The organism is Rhodospirillales bacterium, assembly GCA_023898805.1.
GTDB lineage: Bacteria > Pseudomonadota > Alphaproteobacteria > Micavibrionales > UBA1664 > UBA6145.
Genome location: CP060260.1, coordinates 959733 through 977509, shown reverse-complemented (window position 1 = coordinate 977509; position 17777 = coordinate 959733). Strand labels below are relative to the sequence as shown.

At 63.1% G+C, this 17777-nt stretch carries 15 protein-coding genes; 6 read left to right on the top strand and 9 right to left on the bottom strand.

All coding sequences use genetic code 11. The features are described 5' to 3' along the window. Nucleotides 1-6: 6 nt before the first annotated feature. The 3 genes from pyrF to ihfB are packed head-to-tail and all read right to left on the bottom strand — an operon-like array spanning nucleotide 7 to nucleotide 1635. Entirely contained in the window at nucleotides 7-768 is a 762-nt protein-coding gene (pyrF, locus tag H6866_04800) for an orotidine-5'-phosphate decarboxylase (GenBank protein ID USO06776.1), read from the bottom strand. After that, nucleotides 765-1310, bottom strand: a complete 546-nt coding sequence (locus H6866_04795; GenBank protein ID USO06775.1) for a DNA-binding protein — start codon at nucleotides 1308-1310, stop codon at nucleotides 765-767. The genes pyrF and H6866_04795 overlap by 4 nt, the downstream gene beginning before the upstream one ends. 13 nt (nucleotides 1311-1323) lie before the next feature. Next, on the bottom strand, nucleotides 1324-1635 hold the full coding sequence (gene ihfB / locus H6866_04790; protein ID USO06774.1) for an integration host factor subunit beta: 312 nt from the start codon (nucleotides 1633-1635) through the stop codon (nucleotides 1324-1326). Nucleotides 1636-1787: 152 nt separating this feature from the next. Here ihfB and H6866_04785 point away from each other — a divergent pair, with 152 nt between their 5' ends. Together H6866_04785 and H6866_04780 are read left to right on the top strand one after the other, a co-directional pair. Continuing rightward, nucleotides 1788-2696, top strand: a complete 909-nt coding sequence (locus H6866_04785) for a cytidylate kinase family protein (protein USO06773.1) — start codon at nucleotides 1788-1790, stop codon at nucleotides 2694-2696. 39 nt (nucleotides 2697-2735) lie between these two features. Continuing rightward, a complete protein-coding gene (locus H6866_04780) occupies nucleotides 2736-3716 on the top strand; it encodes a hypothetical protein (GenBank protein ID USO06772.1) in 981 nt (326 codons plus the stop codon). Here H6866_04780 and H6866_04775 read toward each other — a convergent pair. Further along, complete coding sequence (locus tag H6866_04775) at nucleotides 3673-4230, bottom strand: DUF2726 domain-containing protein (GenBank protein USO06771.1); 558 nt, start codon at nucleotides 4228-4230, stop codon at nucleotides 3673-3675. The genes H6866_04780 and H6866_04775 overlap by 44 nt on opposite strands. Nucleotides 4231-4403: 173 nt before the next feature. Here H6866_04775 and H6866_04770 point away from each other — a divergent pair, with 173 nt between their 5' ends. The 4 genes from H6866_04770 (at nucleotide 4404) to H6866_04755 (ending at nucleotide 9773) form a co-directional block, all read left to right on the top strand. After that, nucleotides 4404-6608 (top strand): UvrD-helicase domain-containing protein, encoded by a 2205-nt coding sequence (locus tag H6866_04770; protein USO08524.1) that lies wholly within the window; start codon nucleotides 4404-4406, stop codon nucleotides 6606-6608. Between the two features lie 351 nt (nucleotides 6609-6959). Beyond that, nucleotides 6960-8201, top strand: a complete 1242-nt coding sequence (locus H6866_04765; protein USO08523.1) for a SurA N-terminal domain-containing protein — start codon at nucleotides 6960-6962, stop codon at nucleotides 8199-8201. A 10-nt stretch (nucleotides 8202-8211) separates the two neighbouring features. Next, complete coding sequence (gene rsmA / locus H6866_04760; GenBank protein USO08592.1) at nucleotides 8212-9024, top strand: 16S rRNA (adenine(1518)-N(6)/adenine(1519)-N(6))-dimethyltransferase RsmA; 813 nt, start codon at nucleotides 8212-8214, stop codon at nucleotides 9022-9024. Further along, nucleotides 9021-9773 (top strand): SDR family NAD(P)-dependent oxidoreductase, encoded by a 753-nt coding sequence (locus H6866_04755; GenBank protein ID USO08522.1) that lies wholly within the window; start codon nucleotides 9021-9023, stop codon nucleotides 9771-9773. Before rsmA ends, H6866_04755 begins: the two co-directional genes overlap by 4 nt. 43 nt (nucleotides 9774-9816) lie before the next feature. On the opposite strand, the gene trxA is transcribed toward H6866_04755, so the two are convergent. From trxA to tsaE, 5 genes are all read right to left on the bottom strand, one after another. Continuing rightward, nucleotides 9817-10134, bottom strand: coding sequence for a thioredoxin TrxA (gene trxA, locus H6866_04750; GenBank protein ID USO08521.1), 318 nt, complete (start codon nucleotides 10132-10134; stop codon nucleotides 9817-9819). 61 nt (nucleotides 10135-10195) lie between these two features. Beyond that, nucleotides 10196-13654, bottom strand: coding sequence for a double-strand break repair helicase AddA (addA, locus tag H6866_04745; GenBank protein ID USO08520.1), 3459 nt, complete (start codon nucleotides 13652-13654; stop codon nucleotides 10196-10198). Then, nucleotides 13651-16632: a double-strand break repair protein AddB gene (addB, locus tag H6866_04740; protein ID USO08519.1), complete on the bottom strand. Its 2982-nt coding sequence runs from the start codon at nucleotides 16630-16632 to the stop codon at nucleotides 13651-13653. Before addB ends, addA begins: the two co-directional genes overlap by 4 nt. Beyond that, on the bottom strand, nucleotides 16629-17312 hold the full coding sequence (locus tag H6866_04735) for a nucleotidyltransferase family protein (GenBank protein ID USO08518.1): 684 nt from the start codon (nucleotides 17310-17312) through the stop codon (nucleotides 16629-16631). The genes addB and H6866_04735 overlap by 4 nt, the downstream gene beginning before the upstream one ends. Further along, nucleotides 17309-17740, bottom strand: a complete 432-nt coding sequence (gene tsaE, locus H6866_04730) for a tRNA (adenosine(37)-N6)-threonylcarbamoyltransferase complex ATPase subunit type 1 TsaE (protein ID USO08517.1) — start codon at nucleotides 17738-17740, stop codon at nucleotides 17309-17311. The genes H6866_04735 and tsaE overlap by 4 nt, the downstream gene beginning before the upstream one ends. Between the last annotated feature and the right edge of the window lie 37 nt (nucleotides 17741-17777).

The window sequence follows — 17777 nt, the reverse complement described above, 5'->3', positions numbered from 1 at the left end:
AAATTCTTATAAAGAAGCAATAATGTCCGCCGCGGCGTTGGCCGGGTCGGGGGCCTGCGTGATCGGGCGGCCGATGACAAGGTGGGTGGCGCCTGCCGCAACCGCCTCTTTCGGGGTCATCACGCGTTTTTGATCGTTATTGTTTGGTCGGTTTTGCTTACCAAAACCTTCCGTTTGCGGAGAACCAGCGTCTGCGCCCGGGCGGATGCCGGGAACCATGGTGACAAAACCGGGGCCGCAGGTTTCCCGCACCATCGCAACCTCAAGCGGGGAGCAGACGACACCGTCCAGTCCGGCCTTTTGCGTCAAAAGCGCCAGACGTTTGACCTGATCCGCGACCGGCAGTTGCCAGCCAACCGCCGCGACCGCCGCATCGTCCATCGAGGTCAGGACAGTTACGGCAAGAAGTTTGGGTGTCTGGATGCCGCGTTTGGCCGATTCATCGCGCAGCGCGTCCAGCCCCGCCGTCATCATCGCCGGGCCGCCCGAAGCGTGGACGTTGACGAAATCGGGCGCGAGGCGCGCGATGGAGCGCAGCGCGCCCGCGACGGTATTGGGAATGTCATGGTATTTGAGGTCGATGAACAGCGAAATACCGGGGGCGGATTTCTGGATCGTTTCGATACCCTGCGGGCCGTTGGCGTTGAAGAATTCCATCCCCAGCTTGATGCCGCATCCGGCACCGGCAAGGCGGCGGGCAAGGTCGCACGCACCCGTAACGTCGGGCGTGTCGATCGCGGCATAGATTTTCGGCAATACGCGGGTCATGGCCTGTTTTCCGCCGGAAGATGAGATTTCACCCAGTCTACGGCATCGTCCGGGGTTTCAAAATGCGGCAGGGCTTGAATCAGTTCGGACGGCAGGTCGTGCGGCCCGAACAGGCAAAGCGGCTTTTGAAACTTGATCGCAAGGTCGATTTCGTTGCGCGTGCCGGGGCCGCCGGGCATGGCGATTATGATGTCCGACGTCATGATGTTGACGTGGTTACGGGTCAAACCAGGCGTGTCGATGGTCCTGTTCACGCTCAGGGGCGTGAAAACCGGGATTTCGACATAGGGATTCGGATAACCTTGACGCACCTTGAACGTGCCGTCGGGTTGATGGTCGGTCGGCACGATGCCGATGCAGCGGCCCTGACGGGGCGCGGTTTCGACAAAAGCGCGGGAAACCGTCGTCATCACGCCTTCGCCGGCTCCGGTCAGAAGATGTACGCCAAGCCCCGCCAGAGCGCGGCCCAGCGGCGCGGCCAGTTCGTCGCGCCCGTTTTCATGTGATCCCATCACACCGACGATCGGCCGTTTTTCGAACATTGAAAGAGGTGTCTTAGAATTTGTCTTCGGCGTTCTTGTCGACGGTCTTGCCGTTCAGACGGTCGCGCAGCAATTTCCCGGTTTTGAAAAAGGGCATGGTCTTGGCCTTGACCTGAACGGCCGAGCCCGTGCGCGGGTTGCGGCCGGTGCGCGCCTCGCGCTTTTTGACCGAGAACGCCCCGAAACCGCGCAATTCCACGCGGTCGCCGCGGACAAGGGCGCGGGTGATTTCCTCGAACACCGTGTCGATGACGCGTTCGAGATCCGAAAGATAAAGGTCCGGATAGCGTTCGGCCAAACGGCGGATAAGTTCGGATTTGGTCATGACCTGCATAACCCCTTGTTTTGGTTTTTTGATTTTCAAGGGCAGATTGCACCGGTTTTACCCCTGCCGTCAAGTTTCTCCTTTGTTTATAAATGTTTGCCAGAATTTAGGGGGCCTTGCCAAAGGGCGGGGGGCATCGCATCATGCCCGGCATGACGGAAAAACCGGGCGCCAACGGCGGCGACAAACCCATAATCATCACGATTTCCGGGGATCTGGGGTCGGGTAAAAGCCTTTTGGCCAACGCGCTGGTCGAACGCTGGCAGGCGGAACGCTATTCGACCGGGGTCGTGCAGCGAAAACTGGCCGAGAAAATGGGGATCACGACCCTTGAACTTAACCGTCGGGCGGAAACCGACCGATCAATCGACGACCAGATCGATTCCGTATTTAAGAATCTGGCGCGCACGCCGACCAATCTGGTGGTCGATTCACGCATGGCATTTCATTTCCTGCCGATGTCCTTCCGGGTCAAGCTGGAGGTGCCGCCTGCCATTGCCGCCGCGCGGGTGGGCAAGGATACCGGCCGCATCGGCGAGGGGGATTACCGGACACAGGCCGAGGTCGAGGCCGCGCTTGGCGCGCGCAAGGCCAGCGAGCGGGCGCGGTTCAAGGCATATTACAACGCGGATATCGAAGACCATGCGGGTTATGACCTTGTGATCAATACCGCCGACGTCCCGCCCGAAGCGGTGGCGCAACTGGTCAACGACGCGGTGGCGCTGTGGCGGCGCGGGGTGCGCGTCGAAAAACTTTGGGTCGCGCCGCGCAGTCTGTTTCCCACGATCGACCCGCTTTTGCTTGATGCGGACGCGGTGATCGGGGCTGCCGCCAATTGGCCGCTGCCCGGCGGCTGGCCCGAAAACGCGATTCCGGTGCGCAAGGCCGGTTCGGCCTATGTCGCCGAAGGCGGGGCGGAATGGATCAGCGCCGGAATCAAGGGCGACAAGCCGCTTGCACCTGTCGTCATACAAGATGGTATGGGCATGATGCCGGATTCCGGGGTTACCGAACGCTGGGAATCCACCCATCATTTCAAACACTTGTATCACCCCGATTAAGTTTTTGTTATGTTAATTTTTTGCGGGTAGAGTGGGGTCATGGTTTCACCTGTGTCTTCATCACTTGCAGATATCTTCGCGCAGCATGCCCCGGGTATGCAGGCCGGGCGGGCGCCTGATTTGCGCGCCACACTTGATGCCGCGCGCATCGCAGATCTGGAAGGTCGAGAGGGTGTCGCCGCCGAACAGGGTATCGCGCGGCATCTGGCCGATTATTTTACGCGCGCTGAAATCCCGCTTGCCGACGATGCGCGCATCCTGCTGGCGACGCGGCTTGCGCGTGGTGGCGTCGATGCGCTGGACGCGGAGGATCGCGACCGCGTGTACCGGCTGATTTCCGATGTGAATCTCGACCCCCTGCTTGCGCGGGTCGATACGGTTTTAAAAACGCATTTTTATCCGTCTTTCGCCCGTTCACGCCCGTTCAACGATGCGGTCAACGAATGGGGTGAATGGCGGCAGAAGCGAAAAATCGCCTATGCCGGAGATTTCGCGCGGCATTTTTCCCGTGTTACCGGTGTGCCACTGGCGGCGATCGAACGATTCGAGGAAGACAGGGACGAAAACGGTTTGTTTGTTGCCGGAAAATGCCGGGCCGAGCCCGGCACTGGCGGTGCAAGCACGGTCTTGATGAATACGATCGCAGGCGGCGCGTTGGCGGATCACAGGCATTTCGACCAGACGCAGTATCATGAACTTTTACATACGTTGCATAATTATCTGGCGCATTGTGCACAGACCGGCGATTTCAGCGGGCTGCATCCGGAATTGCGCGAGGCGGCGCCGGTTCTGGCGCTGGCGGTGCATGCAAGCATTTACGGCCGCATCGAATCCGATGCGGCATACGAAGCTTATTCCATCGAGCGGCACGCCGAAGCGCATGCGCAGGATTTCGGCGCGGTCATGCACGACCCGGCGCGGCGGCTGGCCTGTGTGGAGGCCGATATAGCGCGCGAAGAACGCCGGATCGCCTTTCCTATGCGCGCGCGAGGCGCGGCGCTTGGCGGGCCGGCGCAGTAACCTCTTGATCAGAACGGGCGATTGCGCTGCGCGGCGGGTTGATCGCCTCGTGGATGATCTGGCGCAGGCGGTGCGGGTCGTAGTAACGCACCAAGGGCAGGCGCAGATGGGGGATGTTGGCGCGGCGCAGCGCGCGCGAGATATAGGTGTTGCGAGCCAGCCGGTCGCCCGCCGACCCGCCTTCCATATCCATTTCGATGCACAGGCGCACATCGGTCGTGTCGCGATCGATCAGCACGAAGTCGACGCAGTAATCCCGTAAATCCGATTCCATCACCTTGCCGCTGCGCGCATCGGTGACCGAAACAATATCAAGCAGTCGGACCTTGAAGGTCAGGATGGTGTCGTTGGGCAGCGCCTGGAGCAGCGCGGTCAGGAAGCGTTGTTCGTTGAGCAGCAGCAACTGGCCGCGACGGCGGTAACTGGGTTTTTTCATGGCTGCCAGAATGGCGAAAATCGCCGTCATCAGAATCAGACCGCCGGCGATGGATAAAAGCGTGATTTCAAGTTTCATGCGTTCGCGTACTCCGTTTGACCTACTATTTTTATGTAAACTATATAATTCAGCTTAAGCCAAAAGGGTTAATTTTTTGCAAGCCGTCGATCCGTAAAAATTGTTTAAAATTGTCGGCAAACCTTAGCGCGGCGGCGTTTCCATTTGCGGACGAACGCTTTAAGAACGGTGCAATGAACGCGAATGAACATGTTTCCGGCCTTCCTCCCTATCTGGCGGGGTTGAACCCGGCACAGGGCGCGGCGGTAGAAGCGCTGGACGGTCCGGTGCTGGTGCTGGCGGGCGCGGGCACCGGCAAGACCCGCGTGCTGACGACAAGGCTTGCGCATCTGTTGCAGGCCGGACGGGCGTGGCCGTCGCAGATACTGGCCGTGACCTTTACCAACAAGGCGGCGCAGGAAATGAAACAGCGCGTCGCGGCGGTGCTGGGCGGCCAGCCGGTCGAAGGCTGGTGGCTGGGCACGTTCCACGCGCTGGCGGCGCGGATGCTGCGCGCGCACGCCGAACTGGCCGGGCTTACGCCGCAGTTCACCATTCTTGACGCGGACGACCAGCTGCGTCTGGTCAAGCAATTGCTGGAAGCCGACAATATCGACACCAAGCGTTTTCCGCCCAAGGCGCTGGCCGCCGCGATTGCGCGCTGGAAAGACAAAGGATTGACGCCTGAAATGGTAGGGCCCAAGGACGCGGGCGAGGTCGCGGACGGCAAGGGCGCAGCGTATTACCGACGGTATCAAGACAGGCTCAAACAGCTTAACGCCTGCGATTTCGGGGATCTGCTTTTGCACGTCATCGCGATTTTGCGCGACCCCGCGCATGCTGCCGTGCTGGCGCAGTATCGCAAGAAATTCCGCTATATCATGGTCGACGAATATCAGGACACCAACGTCGCGCAATATTTGTGGCTGCGGCTGCTGTGCGATCCCGCGCACAACAACATCTGTTGCGTGGGCGACGACGACCAATCGATTTACGGCTGGCGCGGTGCCCAGATCGACAACATCCTGCGCTTTGAACGCGACTTTCCCGGCGCGCGCGTTGTGCGGCTGGAGCAAAACTACCGGTCCACCGGCAATATTCTGGCGGCGGCGGGTGCGGTGATCGCGAATAACGAGGGGCGTCTGGGCAAGACGCTGTGGTCGGCGGGCGCGCCGGGCGAGAAGGTCGAGGTCCACGCGCTGTGGGACGGCGAGGCGGAGGCGCGCTGGGTCGCTGAGAAAATCGAAACCCTGCATAAATCCGGGGTGCCGCACGACGGCATGGCGGTGCTGGTGCGCGCCGGGTTTCAGATGCGTGAGTTCGAGGACAGGTTTTTAAAGCTGAACATTCCCTATCGCGTGGTCGGGGGCCCGCGTTTTTACGAACGCGCGGAAATCCGCGACGCCCTCGCATATCTACGGGTGGTTGCGCAACCGGCGGACGATCTGGCGCTGGAGCGCATCATCAACGTGCCCAAGCGCGGCATCGGCGATACAACGGTCGAACGGCTTTACCAGCATGCGCGCGCGCGCGGGATCCCCTTAAGCGCCGCAATCGGTGAAATGTTGGAAACGGACGAATTGCGCGGGCGTGCGCATGCCGCGCTCAAATCCCTGCATGACGATTTCGCGCGTTGGCGCGGGTTGCTGGAGACAAGCGCGCATGCGCAACTTGCGCACGTCATTCTGGAAGAATCCGGCTATATCGGCATGTGGCAGACGGAAAAGACGCCGGACGCCGCAGGCCGGGTTGAAAACCTGCGCGAGCTGGTTTCGGCGATGGCGGAGTTCGAGACTCTGGCCGCGTTCCTTGAGCATGTTTCACTGGTGATGGAAAACGCCGAGGAAGCGGGAACGGCCAAGGTTACGCTGATGACCCTGCATGCCGCCAAGGGGCTGGAGTTCGAGGCGGTGTTTTTGCCAGGGTGGGAGGAAGGGTTGTTCCCCAGCCAGCGCAGCATGGACGAAAACGGCAATGCCGGGCTGGAGGAGGAGCGCAGGCTCGCCTATGTCGGGATCACGCGCGCGAAAAAGCGCGCCTTTATCACCCATGCGGGCAATCGGCGGATTTACGGGAATTGGACGCAATCCATCGCCTCTCGTTTCGTCGAGGAACTGCCGGACGAACATATCAGCGTGTCCACCGACATGGGCCTGTATGGCGGCGGGCGCAGCATGCATTGGGATTCCTCGGGCCATGCCGCGGCGGGGAAGCTGGCGCCGGTCGATTTCTCGCCGCCCGCGCGCGCATCAAGCGGTGGGTTTATCACCGGCGCGCGCGTGTTCCACGAAAAATTCGGCGCGGGCACCGTGGTCGCGGTGGACGGTCAGAAGCTCGACGTCAAATTCGATCAGGCCGGGTTCAAGCGGGTGATGGATTCCTTCGTATGTTCCGTTTGATCAGGCACGCATGGTCCGCCCAAATGTAGTCCTTTGATGGCGTTTCCCATTTTCGTAACGTCTTTGCCGGTCTTGATTTTTTACAGGCCAGATCGCATTGTGGCGGTGCTTTTCATTCGTCTGGCGCCTTTCGTGGCGCTTTCGTCAAGAGATGCGGATGGAACAGAACGTCGAAACGGTATTCGGGGTTACGGGGTTTTGGCCTGTTTATGTCGGCGATATGGCGCGGGCGGTCGTCTGCGCCCTGTCTTTGCCATCGTCGGCGGGCAAAAGTTGCGGGTCGGACGCTTCTGCCCGTCCCGTTCGCCCGGGCGGGCGTGGTTTCGCGAGTAACGGATTTTGGAAGGTGTCATGAAGGGATTCGGATTTACGGTTTTGGTGTGCTTGGCGCTGCTGGCGGGTGTTTCGTTTGGGCGGGCCGAGGGCATCGCGGCGGTGGTCAATTCCGATATCATCACCACCACCGATCTACACGACCGGGCGGAGATGCTGCTCAAATCATCCGGCCAGCCGGCCAGCGCGGCGATGATCAACCGTGTGCAGGGTCAGGTTCTGGAAGGGCTGATCGCCGAGACCGTGCAATTGCAGGAAGCCAAGCGGCAGGGCGTCACGGTAACCGACGACGAGGTGCAGGACGGGCTGGGCAAGATCGCGGCGTCGAACAAGTTCAGCGTGTCGCAGTTCAAGGATATCCTGCGCCGTCAGGGTATCCGCATGAGTTCGATCGAACGGCAGATCCGCGCGCAGATCGGCTGGGGCAAGGTGATTCAGAAAGTGCTTCGTCCGCGCGTCGTCGTCGGAGAATCGGAAATCAGCGCCGAGCGCGCGCGCATGGCCGCGTCGGCGGGCAAGCGCGAATTTTATGCCGCGGAAATATTCCTGCCGGTGTCCAAGTCCGGGGACGATGCCAAGGTACGGGAACTGGCGCAGACATTGGTGCAGCAGATTCGCGCGGGCAAGCCGTTTCCGATGATCGCGCGCGAAAACAGCCAGTCGGCCAGCGCCGCCGCCGGCGGGATGATCGGCTGGGTGCGCGAGGGACAGCTTGAATCCGCACTGGACAAGGCTTTGGGCAGTTTGCCGCCCAATCAGGTCAGCCAACCGGTGCGCGGCGAGGATGGATATTATCTTTTATACGTGCGCGACGTGCGCGCGCAGGGCGCGGCGGCAAGCCCGGACGACGCGGTGCTGACGCTCAAGGAGCTGACCATCGACGACACCGGCCTGCGCGACCAGCAGGCGCACGCGGAGGCCATCGGCATCGCGCGCGACCTGACCGGATGCATGGACATCGTGCGCAAGGCTGCGTCGGATAAAAGGTTCAAATTGAGCGAACGCAAGGTCGCGATCAACGAATTGACGGATACCGAGCGCAAGCGTCTGGGCAATTTCGACATCGGCAAGGCCGTGGACCCGCAATTCGGCGCGAATTTCGCCGTGATCTCGATGGTGTGTTCGCGCGACGATCCGAAGGGTCCGATGGCGGACGACGCGGCGCTGGAGCGCAAGATCGGGCTTGAACGGCTCGACCTTCTGCAAAAGCGCTATCTGCGCGATCTGATTTCGGCGGCGTATATTGAGCGCCGCGACTGATGCCGACGCCATCAAGGCGCTTGCGCCCCTGCGCGAAGTGATCCGCGACGCGGGGCTTCAGGCGACCAAGGCGCTGGGCCAGAATTTCCTGCTCGACCTCAACCTTACCGCCAGCATCGCGCGGCTGAACGGGGATTTGGACAATCTCGACGTCGTCGAAATCGGACCGGGGCCGGGCGGGCTGACGCGCGCGCTTTTGCTGGCCGGTGCGCGCGCGGTGCACGCGATCGAATTCGACGCGCGCGCGGTGGCGGCGTTGGCCCCTCTGGTCGCGGCTTCGGGCGGGCGGCTTGCGGTACATCAGTGCGACGCGCTTGATTGCGACATCCTTTCCTATGGCGATACGGTCATCGCCAATCTGCCTTACAACGTGGCGACACCGATTTTGATCAACCTCGCGCGCGAATCCGCGCGGGTGCGATTCATGCTTTTGATGTTCCAGAAGGAAGTCGCGGAGCGCATCGTTGCCGCGCCGGGGTCGAAGACGTATGGCCGCCTGAGCGTGATCTGTCAGTGGCTTTTCCATGCGCGTGTCGTCAAGACGCTGCCGCCCGGCGCGTTCACGCCGCCGCCCAAGGTGCATTCGGCGGTGGTGCTGTTCACGCCGCGCCCGCGAACGGACACGGTGCGTTTTTCGACGATGGAGCGCGTGAACGCCGCCGCCTTCGGGCAACGGCGCAAGATGCTGCGCGGGGCGCTTGGCGATCTGGCGCGTTTTCTGCCGCAGGCCGGGATCGACCCGACCGCGCGCGCGGAGGATGTGGGCGTTGACGCGTTCGTGCGGCTTGCGCAATGTGTCGAGGACGAAGGGGGCCCGACATGAACATCGTAATCACGGGGGCGAGCAGCGGCATCGGCGAGGCGCTGGCCTTGCATTATGCTGCCAAGGGCGTATCGCTGGGCCTGACCGGGCGGGACGGTGCGCGGCTGGAAGGCGTGGCGCGCGCGTGCCGGCGCAAGGGGGCGCTGGTCGAGGCGGCGGTGCTGGATGTATGCGATCGCGCGGGGATGCGGGCGTGGCTTGAAAAATTCGATTCGGTGCGGCCTGTCGATCTTGCCATCGTCAATGCCGGGATCGGCGGTGGGGCGCGCGGCGCAACGCCCGAGGCGCTGGAGGCGGCTCGCCGGATTTTCGAGGTCAACATAGACGGAGTGAACAACACGCTGGAGCCGCTTTTGCCGCGCATGGCGGCGCGCAAGGCGGGGCAGGTCGCGTTGATGGCGTCGCTTGCCGGGTATCGCGGCGTGCCGGGCGCGCCTGCCTATGCCGCGTCGAAGGGTTTTGTGAAGCTGTACGGCGAGGGGTTGCGCGGCGCGCTTTGGCGCAAGGGAATCCGGGTCAATGTCATCTGCCCGGGCTTTGTCGTCAGCCGCCTGACCGGTTTTAACGATTTTCCCATGCCTTTCCTGATGTCGGCGGAGCGCGCAGCCGCGATCATCGCGCGCGGCCTTGCACGCAACCGTCCGCGTATCGCGTTTCCGTGGCCGATGGCGTTCGCCGTGTGGTGGCTTGCCGCTTTGCCCGCCGTGCTTTCGGAATGGGTGGTGCGGCGTTTGCCGAAAAAGAAATGAAAAAAGACCCCGACCGGGGGCCTTTTTTCAAAGGAATGGCGCGTTAAATCTGGGATTCAACCCATTGCGCAAGCGCGGCTTTCGGCATCGCGCCGACCTTGGTCGCCGCAAGCTGGCCGCCCTTGAAAAGCATCAGCGTCGGGATGCCGCGTACGCCGTATTTGGTGGGCGTGTGCGGGTTTTCGTCGATGTTGACCTTGACCACCTTTACGCGGCCCTGCAGATCGTTCGAGATTTCGTCGACGATGGGCGAAAGCATTTTGCACGGGCCGCACCATTCGGCCCAGAAATCGACCATTACGGGCTGGCTGGATTTGAGGACTTCGGCCTCGAAGCTGGAATCGGTAACGGCGAGCGCCATGGCATTTTCCTTTCTTCGTGTACGGCTTCAAAATATGGGGCCGAAGGGGGCCTGGTCAAGGCTATAAAACGGCGGTGACGTCCATCAGGTCCGGCCCGTCGGTCCAAAGAAGGGCACAGGTGATGGGGCGGTCCGGCCAAATCCCCGCCAGCACGTCGCGGTAGGTGCGCATCTGGCGCAGATAGGCGGCGGGCACGTCGGCGATTTTACGCGGGGCGGGGCGGTTGGTCTTGAAATCGAGGACGGTGATCCCGGATTCATCAACCAGCAGGCGGTCGATCTGGCCGGATACGACGGTATGGGTGCCATCCGGGCGCGCAAGGTGCCCGGTCAAAGGCACCTCGGCCCGCGCGGCGGGGGTGAAAAGCGGTGCGAAGGCGGGGGTGTCGAGGACGCCGAAGACGGCTTCCAGAATCTCGTTCTGCGCCGCGACGTTCAGGCGGTGCGCGGGCTGGGCCAGCCATTGTGCCGCACGCAGCATCCTGTCCTCGGGCGGCAGATCGGGCAAAAACTGGAACAGGGTGTGGATCAGGCGGCCACGCCGGAAACGGTGCGATATGTCGCCGAACAAAGGCGACATCACGGCCGGGTCGTCGATTTCGGGGCGCGAGGGGATCAAGGGGCGCGGCGGCGATTCGGGCGGCGGGGCGGGTGCGCGCATCCATGACGGCAGATCGGCGGCGCGGGTATGACCGCGCGCGCGTTCCGTCGCGGGCGCAAGGGGATCGGTTTGGGGGTTTTGCAGCACGAAAACGTCGCCGTCGATGTTGCCGACGGGTTTAATCGCGGTTTCGCAGGCGGTGTACCAGCTATTTTCGACATCGATATAACGCAGGGCTGATTTCTGCGCGCCGCCAATATACAGGCGGTCCGCCGCACGGGTCAGGGCGACATATAGCAGGCGGCGGCTTTCTTCGTCGTTGGCGGCTCTGATCGCGTTGGCGCGATCGTGCGCGAGTTGCGCGCCTTCATCGGTGGATGGCGGCCAAAGGGGTATGCCGCGCACATCGTCGCGTTCGGGCCAGAATACGGAATCGCGCAAATTGCGCGCGGCGGTGGTGCGGATCGTATCGGGCAGGAAGACGATGGGCGCCTGAAGCCCCTTTGAGCCGTGCACCGTCATCAGGCGCACCGTGTCGTCGGCTTCCTGCAGGTCGCGTTTGATTTCGGTGTCGTCGGTCAGGGCGTCTTGCAAAAACCCCTGAAGCCCCCGCACGTCGCGCATGTCGTGCGCATCGGCGCGGGCGAGAAGCTCCTCCAGCGGATCGCGCGCGTCCTCGCCCAAACGGGCGAGCAAAGCGCGCAGGCCGGAACGGGAATCGGCGGGGCATGGGGAAAGCAGCAGGCCGTGCAGGAACGCGCCCGCATCGCCGTTCGTGGCCAGAAGTCCGGAAAGCCATGAGGCCACGGCATCGCCGCGCGCCTTGACCGGTTGCCACAGGGGGCGGCGTTCGCGCCCGTGTGCCAGGGCGAACAACGTATCTTCGTCCACGCCGATGAATGGGGATTTCAGCAGGGCGGCGAGATTGAGGTCGTCGTCCGGTTGAAGGGCGAAGGCCACCGCGGCCAGACAATCCTGCACCGCGATCTGCCGCGTCAGGACCATGCGATCGATGCCGCTGACCGGGATATTGCGCAGGCGCAGGTGACGCAACAACGCCTCGGCCATCGGCTTGCGCTTGCCGACCAGTATCAGGATATCCTCGGGCCTGATGCGGTCGCCGCGCGATTCCAGAATCTCGCCGGGGTCGGCCAGCATGGCGGCGATGGTGTCGGCGACGCGGGCGGCCAATGCCTCGACCGGTTTTGGATGTGTGATCACATGGGTGAAGGGCGATTTGCGTTTTTCACCGGCCTTGTTCGGCGGTTCGTCGATCGCGTAAACGGGCCATAATTCGATGCGCCCGCCCTTGCCGCCATGTGCGGCCTGATGGGTTACCGGTCCGCCGTCCTGCGTGACACCCGCGCGCATCGCCTCGGGCGCGAAGACCCGGTCGACGAAAGACAGGATGCCGGGGCCAGAGCGAAAGGACACGCGCATCGGGATGGTCTGTTGCCGGTGCGGCAAAGGCGCGGTCGCGGCGTCGAGGGCGGCGTGTTCGCGCGCGAAGACGCGCGGGTCCGCGCCCTGAAAGGAAAAGATCGATTGTTTTTCATCACCGACGACGAAGGTGGTGCGTGTCCTGTCCTCGCGCTGGCCGAGGCCGGAATAGAATTCCGCGTACAGGCTTTTGACGATGCTCCACTGGTCGGGGCTGGTGTCCTGCGCTTCGTCCAGCAGGATGTGGTCGATGCCGCCGTCGAGCTTGAACTGTACCCAATCGACGCCGGTACCGGAAAGAAGTTTGCGGGTGCAGGCGATCAGATCGGTGAAATCAAGGCGGTTGCGGCGGCGCTTTTCCTGTTCGTATTCGTCCAGCGCGGCAGCCGAAAAACGCAGCAGGGCGTTGGTCGACGCGGCGGTTGCGGCCGCACGCATGGCGAGATCGAGCGCGCCCAGCCGCTTGGCCTCCGCCGTCCAGAGTTCAAGGGCGGATGCATCGTTTTTCAAAAGACCGGAAGGGGGTTTCGCCTCGCCCTTGCTATCGAGAAAAAGTTTTTTGTATTCGTGAAAATGCGCGGCGGGTTCGGCACCGCGCGCGAAGGCGTCGATCGTGGTTGGCGCTTTCTGACAAAATTTCGTCTTGCACTGCGCCATCAGCGGATAAAACGCGCGCAAGGCGTCGAAAGGCACGGCATCGCGGAAAGCGGGCAACAGGGATTCCGCATCGCTGCCGGGCATTACGCCAAGCGTGTGTTCGACAGCAGCGCATAAACCGTCGATGCCGCCGTTGGTCGTTCGCGCGTCGGCAAAACGGGTGCGTTCGGCCATCATCGAATCCATCAGGGATTCGATCTGGTCGGCGTTGCGCAAGGTTCCGAGCCGATCAAAGGCGGATTTCAAAGCGCGGTCGGCGGGCAGATTTTCGCGCAGGCGCAGAATGATCGCATGGCGCACCACGCGGCGCATGTCGCGGCTTTCGGCGTCGGTCATGATTTCAAAGCCGGCGGGCAGCTCCGCCTCCATCGGGAAGCGCGCGAGCACAGACTGGCAGAAGGCGTGAATGGTCATGATGCGTAAGCCGCCCGGCGCCTCGATCGCGCGGGCAAACAGATTGGCCGCTTTTTCAAGCTGTTCGGCGTTGGGCGTCGTTTCAAGCAATCTTTCGAGTTCCGGCGCCAGCGCCTCGCGTCCGGCTACGGACCAGCGGCGCAAGGTGGAAAAGACGCGTTCCGTCATCTCGCTTGCGCCCGCCTTGGTGTAGGTAATGCACAAAATCGCGGAAGGCGGCGTGCCGGGCGTGGATTCGCCGGGCAGCAACAGACGCAGATAGCGATTGACGAGCACCGAGGTCTTGCCCGAACCGGCGGACGCGCCGACCCAGACAGGCACGTCCGGCCGGGCGGCAAGGTTTTGCAGGCGCGTCGCCTCGCCGACCGGGTCGGGCGTGGCGGGTGCGTGCAGGGGGGCGCTTGTCATGCCGCTTCCTCCCCTTGCGTTTCGTCGTCGAATTCGGACGACCATTCGGCGATGCGGCCGAGATGCGCGTATTCGTAATCATCGGGCAGTCTGTAGGCCGGGTCGGGCCAGCATTCGTAAGGCATGCCGTCTTGAAGATAGCGGCGCAGCAGGGTTTCAAGATCCGCGCGCGCAGTCGTGCAAAGCGTATCCAGATTTTCGGTGAAGGCGGTCGTGCCAAGCGCGCCGCCGCTGCCGCCGACACCCCAATAGGCCAGCGCAGCCAGCGCATCGGGCGGGGCGGCGATGCCAAGCGATGCGTCGAACCCGCCCGCCAGCAGCATCGCGCCCAGAAGGGTAAGTTGCGGTTGTTCGCCTTGCAGGACCTTGTTTTTCGCGGGCGCGGCGCCTGTCTTGTAATCAATGATCGCCCATCCGTCCGCGCGGCGTTCAATGCGGTCGGCGCGGCCCGCAAGCGTGAAAGCGCGTGCGTTGATGTTCATTTCCATCGTGCCGTCGCGTTCGGCCCATGCGGTTTGCATTCCCTGCCGCCATTCGCGTTCGTGGCGGAGCAGCGCGTCGGTCATTTTCAAAAAACGCGGCCACCAGTGCCCGTAGACGTCGGGATGGGCGTGCGCGTCGGCAAAGACCTTTTCACCGATTGCCTGCAATTGTTCGCGCGCATCCATCGGCAAGCCCGTGGGGAAGGTGCCCAAAAAACGTTCAAGCGCGGCATGGACCAGCGTGCCGCGTTCGCGGGCGTCGGGCTCCGCCTCCAGTGGGTCGAGGGGTTTGAGAGCCAGCACATGCCGCGCGTAGACGCCGTAGGGCTCGCCGCGCAGCTTTTCAATGTCGGTAACGCGCAGACGCCACGGCCGCGCGTCGAGGGGCGGGTTGGCGACGGGACGATCCGTCGCGCAGGGCGGCGCGTCCGGCCTGTCCATCGCCGCCGCCAGATCCAGCCATTTTTCACCGCGCGCGCGTAAATCCTTCACATTCGCGCATTCGCACACCGCATCCAGGCGTTGCAGCCAGCGTGCCGCGATGGCGGGCGCGCCGTCGCGCGTTTTGCTGCGGGTCAGGATGACTTTGGCCGCGCCCATGCCTTGCGCGAAATCATGTGCCGAAAGGGTGGTCGCACGTTCGGGCGCGGGCAGGCCAAAATCGGCGCGCATGCCGCGCGACATCCAGCCGTCGACTTCGGGCAGGCGCGGCCATGCGCCTTCGTTCAGGCCGCCCAGAATCATGGTATGCGCCTGATAAAGCCGTGCCTCGATCTGGCCCAGAATGGCCAGACGCGGATGGGTACCGAAACGCGGACGGATGCTGACTCCCTCCATCGCGGATTCCAGCACCGCATGCGCGCCGGACCAGTCGAGATCGGGCAGTATGTCGGAATGCTCGAACAAGGTAGAGAACATATCCGCCGCGGCTTCACCCGCGTCACCCGACCATAGACGCTGCGCCCCGGATTCCGGCGGCGCGGCGGCCAGATTTTCGGCCAGCAGGGCCAGAGCGCGCAGGCGTTCGGACGGGCTTGCGGCCAGCGCGGCAGGGGCAAAGATTTTTTCCAGCGCGCGCAGGCCCGCGCGGATTGCATCGCGCATAGCAGGGTCGAGGTGGCGGTTCGCGTTGAGTGCGTGGTGCAGCCCGGTAAACCCGGGTGCCGGGCGCAGGCCGCGCAAAATATGGCGGTCGAGCAGGCGCACGAAACTGCGATAAGGCGGCGCTTCGGCGGGCCATGCCGCGCCGCCACCCGCCAGCGGCGATTTGAGCGCGGCCAGCAGCGCCACGGGCGAGAATTCACCATCCAGAAGATCGACAAGCAGCAAAAGCCATGCGCCGACCGGGGTGCGGGAAAGTTTGCGTCCGGCGGAATCGTCGATGGCAATGCCCCAGCGGGCGAGGTTGTACGCCACCCGTCCCGCCAGCACGCGGTCGGGCGTAACCAGCACGCAGACATCGCGGTTCGTTTCGTCGGCGATATGGGCGCGCATGATCGCGGCGATCGCGCCGGATTCGGCGGCCAGATTCGCGGCCTCGACCAGCGCGACGTCTTCAAAGCAGGTTGCTTCCAGCGGTTCTTCCTTCCATCGGTGCAGCGTGCCCGCCGGACGCATCATGGCCGCGATCAGTCGTTCGCGGTCGCCGGGGGGCGGCACGCCGTCCCAGTCGCGGATTTGCGCGCGATTGATTCCGATGTGATCGAGCAGGCGTTGCAACCCGGCCTGCGGGTGGCCTTCCTCGATATGCGTATTCCAGCTTTCGTCATCGAGTACGCGGTCGAGGCCGGGCAGGACGACCAGACCTTGCGGCAGTTCGGCCACGGTCTTTATCAGATCGGCGGTCGCGGGAATCGATCCCGTGGATCCTGCCGCGATCACCGGGCCCGCAGGCGGGTTTGCGCGCAGATGTTCGGTGTAGGCGCGGATCATCGCGATGCGCCACGCGCCGGGGTCGAGCGCGTTTTCCGTGCGTAGTTGCGTCGGCCAGTGGCGGGCGATCGCACGCTTGAGAAAATCAAGTATGATGCCCCAGTGCGCGGCGTATTTTTCGGGGGCGAGCGTGTCGAGTCGTGCGAGGTCGAGCCCTTCGGTATGGATGGAATCAAGCAGGCGGCCAAGTTCTGCCGCCATCGGCAAAGCCTGGGCGATGGTAAAGCGGTCCGGATAGGCGCGGGTGAGATAGCGCGCGAGCATCAATTGACGGCGCAGCGGGTGGATGGGGGTGGCGTCGCCCAATGTTTCCATGCCTGCGCCGAGCGAGAGCGCGTCCTCGTCCACATCGCCGATGGGGCGTATGTCGGGCAGAAGCAGGGGCGTGCCGCCGGATTTGCGCAAAAACGCCTCGCGCAAATTGCGGCAGGCGCGGCGGTTGGGCAGCAGTACCGTCATCGCGGCCAGTTGCATCGGGTCGTTCGCGGCGCGGGCCAGCAATCCCGCCGCCAGCGTGTCGACGAAGGAACAGGTCGCGGGGATGGTGTAAATCGCACCCATCATCTGCCTCGTTCTACCGCTGCGATGTCGGCGGGCGTGGTCAGGTGATGCCAGACGCCCTTGTGCACCCGTGCGGCCAGACGTCCTTTCGTCTGTGCCGCGTCCATCAGGTCACGGAAGGAAAAGGGACCGTCGGGGGCGGAATCGAAAATACGCGGGTTTAAAATGCGCGCGCTGGTCCACATATAGGCGCCGGATTTATCCGGCGCGCGGCGCGGCAGGCCATCCGTCAGGTCGTAATCGCCGATGCCGGGCGTCAATGTCATGGTTTCAAGCGGCTGAAGCAAAAGCAGGATGTCCATCGTGTTTGCGTCCCACGCGTCGGCAAGATCGGGAAGGGTATCCACGTCCGGCAGGATGGAATCGCCGGAAAGCACCATCAGCGGTGCGTCGCGATCAAGATGCGCCAGCGCGTTTTTTATGCCGCCGCCGGTATCAAGAAGCGCAGGTTCGTAAATCGCGGCGACACCCATCGCGTCAAGATGCGGGGTGATGATTTGGGCCAGATGGTGTGTGTTGGCGACGATGGTTTCCACACCCAGCGCGCGCAGGGATTCGATCGCGTAATCGATGATCGGTTTTCCCGCGACCGGCACCATGGGTTTTGGGCAGGTATCGGTCAGCGGGCGCATACGTTCGCCCCGCCCTGCCGCCAGAATCATCGCCTGTGTGATGCGGGTCATGTCGAAACCTCGATCCTGCGGGTGCCGTCCTGCGTGATGTCTATGACGATATTCAGCGCGTTCGCGGGTAACAGTGCGCCCAGACGCTCCGGCCATTCGATCAATAACAGGGCATTCGACGCCAGCGCGTCCTCCCACCCCAGTTCAAAGACCTCCTGTGGGTCCTTGAGGCGGTAGAGGTCGAAATGCCAGACCGGCATGTCCGGGGTGTCGTAAGTCTGGACCAGCGTATAGGTCGGGCTGGGCACGTCGAGATCGGGGTCGCCCGAAATATGCCTGATCAAGGCGCGGGCCAGCGCGGTCTTGCCCGCGCCCAGATCGCCGGTCAGCGCGACGATCCGGCCCGGCGCGCATAAAGGCGCAAGAGCACGGGCATGACCGGCCAGTTCGGCCTCGGTCTTCGCCAGCATCGGTGGGGGCAGGTGCATACGAATTAGCTAGCATAAAAATTGGCGGCGTCCAAAG